The sequence below is a fragment of the Halobacillus sp. BBL2006 genome (assembly GCF_000786645.1).
Taxonomy (GTDB): domain Bacteria; phylum Bacillota; class Bacilli; order Bacillales; family Halobacillaceae; genus Halobacillus.
The window spans coordinates 1-3,022 of record NZ_JRNX01000551.1; the positions used below are offsets into that span (position 1 = coordinate 1).

Sequence of the window (3,022 nt, forward strand, 5' to 3'; positions counted from 1 at the left end):
CCTAGCCCCTTCTCCCGCGGGAGTCTCGCCGTTTCTCAGCCAACCCAGCTATTTTATTGATTAACGGCCGATAAACAGGAGTAGAATGTTTAGTCAGATATCCTGTTATAACAAAGCTTGTGCATGTGAAAGCGAGCTAAAAAAGAAGCGTTTCCGCTAAGCTACACAAACGCAAGGAGGTCTTGGAAATTGCGAGACTCCTGTGGGATGAACATGCTCGGTGAGATCCCGGAAGACGGTGTTTGAGGAAGCTCAGCACATGCCCACGGAAAGCGAGCGATTTCCAGGACCTCCTAATTCTGCCCCAAGAAAAGGAAACAGGCTTACAAACATCTCGAAATCGAGTCTTCTACAATCCTGCACGTTTGCGGAACAAGATTTTAATCCGTTACCTTATTTTTGAAATAAAGCTATAACCAAAAATAAAAATAACCTTTAGCCTCCCAAAAGTTTAAATTTCTTGATAATAAAAATTTTTTGAAAATAGGCAGGAATTTTTGGTGTTTTGTGGAATTCATGTACATAAGTTCTTTTTGGGATAAAGGTGGTGAATGATAATGGAAGTAACTGACGTAAGACTGCGACGCGTTAATACCGATGGAAGAATGCGAGCAATTGCTTCTATTACCTTAGATCAGGAATTTGTTGTTCATGACATACGGGTGATTGATGGCAACAATGGGTTGTTCGTTGCAATGCCTAGTAAACGTACCCCGGATGGGGAGTTCAGAGACATTGCACACCCGATCAATTCCGGTACACGTGGCAAGATTCAAGATGCTGTTCTTGAAGAATACCACCGTGCTGGTGAAGCAGAAGAAGCAGAGGTGGAGTTTGAAGAAGCCGGAGCTTCCTAATACTTATGTAAAAAAAAGAGTCTAACCTTATCTATGAGGTTAGACTCTTTTTTTGTTATGAAGATACCGGGTGCTGTTGAAAACCTCTTCTTGGCTTAAGCTAGTCGTCACTAATAAGGACACCTGCACTTAGGCTGAAAGGATCTATTTCGTCATAGGGGGAATTGTTGAAATAAAGCCTGTTTTAAGATATTATTCATAGTGGATAATTAGGATGGAGGTACGTTCATGACTAACCGATATGCTGTTGTTTTAGCAGCTGGACAAGGTACACGTATGAAGTCAAAACTCTATAAGGTTTTGCATCCCGTATGTGGGAAGCCTATGGTTCAGCATGTTGTCGACCAGTTGAACACACTAGATTTGAAAGAATTGATTACCGTCGTTGGTTTTGGAGCTGAGAAAGTTCAGGATCAATTAGGTGAAGATAGCCACTATGTCATTCAGGAAGAGCAATTAGGCACTGGACATGCAGTGTTACAAGCTGAAGACATCCTGGCGGATAAAGAAGGAACTACCGTTGTCGTCTGCGGAGATACTCCTCTTCTTACAGGGAAGACGCTGCAAAATCTTTTGGACCAGCATGATGTACAGAATGCGAAGGCTACAATCCTGACCGCTCACGCCGAAGATCCTACTGGATATGGACGCGTGATCCGTGGAGGAAATGGTCAAGTTGAGCGAATCGTCGAGCAAAAGGATGCCTCTGAAGAAGAACAGGCGATCCAGGAGATCAACACAGGTACGTACTGTTTTGATAACGCTGCGCTTTTTGAAGCCTTGAAGAATGTATCCAATGATAATGTTCAAGGAGAATATTACCTTCCGGATGTCATTGAAATTCTGAAAGATCAATCTGAAATTGTGGGTGCTTATCAGACTCCTCATTTTTCAGAATCTCTTGGAGTTAATGACCGAGTTGCGTTGTCTAAAGCAGAAAAGCTCATGAAACAACGGATTAACGAGCATCATATGAGAAGCGGTGTTACAATCGTAGACCCTGATCAAACGTATATTGGGCCTGATGTAACGATCGGTCAGGATGTTGTGATCTATCCTGGATGTGTCATTGAGGGGGAAACGCAGATTTCTGATGATGCGGTTGTAGGCCCACACTCAACGATCAAAGATTGCCATATCGGTAAAGAAACCGTTGTGAAACAGAGTGTAGCAGCGAACAGCCGAATTGGCGAACGTGTACAAATCGGACCTTTCGCGCATATTCGACCACAATCATCTCTTGGTGATGATGTCAAAGTAGGGAACTTTGTTGAGGTGAAAAAAGCTACTTTCGGTAACGGAAGCAAAGCGTCCCACTTGAGCTATATCGGAGACGCTGACGTCGGAAGTGGTGTGAATATTGGTTGTGGTACAATAACAGTAAATTATGATGGGGAAAACAAGCATTTGACTACAATCGAGAATGACGCATTCATCGGTTGTAATTCAAACTTGATTGCTCCTGTCACTGTCGGTGAAGGAGCCTACGTCGCTGCCGGCTCTACCATTAACGAAGATGTTCCTGCCGAAGCGTTGTCCATTGCTCGTTCAAGACAAACGAACAAAGAAGGCTATGCGAGTAAAATGAAGTCGATCAAAAAAGATTAACGGAGGGTTCGATCCATGGAAAATGGGTACAAGGATTCAAAATTAAAGGTATTTTCACTGAACTCTAATCCTGAATTGGCAGAAGAAATTGCTGAAAATATCGGAGTAGAACTAGGGAAATGCACCGTAACTTCTTTCAGTGATGGTGAAATTCAAATCAACATTGAAGAAAGTATCCGTGGGTGTGATGTATACATCGTTCAATCAACATGTGAGCCAGTCAATCAGCATATCATGGAACTTTTGATCATGATTGATGCTCTAAAACGCGCTTCTGCCCGCACGATCAACATTGTGATGCCATATTACGGCTATGCAAGACAAGATCGTAAAGCTCGTGCTCGAGAACCAATCACAGCCAAATTGGTAGCAGACCTTCTTGAGACAGCTGGAGCGTCCCGTGTGCTGATGCTTGATTTGCATGCACCACAAATTCAAGGATTCTTTAATGTGCCGATCGATCACCTTGTCGGAGTTCCGATCCTTTCTGACTACTTCGAAGAGAAAAATTTTGAAGATATTGTCGTTGTATCTCCGGATCATGGTGGTGTAACACG

3 protein-coding genes are annotated in these 3,022 nt (G+C 43.1%); all 3 read left to right on the plus strand.

Features of this window, described 5'->3' with window-relative positions; all coding sequences use genetic code 11:
• Nucleotides 1-557 precede the first annotated feature (557 nt).
• Nucleotides 558-857 carry a septation regulator SpoVG gene (gene spoVG, locus LD39_RS15730; protein WP_035549417.1) on the plus strand — a complete coding sequence of 100 codons (300 nt, stop codon included), beginning with the start codon at nucleotides 558-560 and terminating at the stop codon, nucleotides 855-857.
• Nucleotides 858-1,085: 228 nt separating this feature from the next.
• Nucleotides 1,086-2,465, plus strand: a complete 1,380-nt coding sequence (gene glmU / locus LD39_RS15735) for a bifunctional UDP-N-acetylglucosamine diphosphorylase/glucosamine-1-phosphate N-acetyltransferase GlmU (RefSeq protein WP_035549420.1) — start codon at nucleotides 1,086-1,088, stop codon at nucleotides 2,463-2,465.
• 15 nt (nucleotides 2,466-2,480) lie between these two features.
• A partial coding sequence (locus LD39_RS15740; RefSeq protein ID WP_035549423.1) for a ribose-phosphate diphosphokinase occupies nucleotides 2,481-3,022 on the plus strand: 542 nt, incomplete at its 3' end.

Coding starts and splice junctions, on each gene's coding strand:
- spoVG (WP_035549417.1), top strand. CDS start 558: ATGGAAGTAACTGACGTAAGACTGCGACGCGTTAATACCGATGGAAGA.
- glmU (WP_035549420.1), top strand. CDS start 1,086: ATGACTAACCGATATGCTGTTGTTTTAGCAGCTGGACAAGGTACACGT.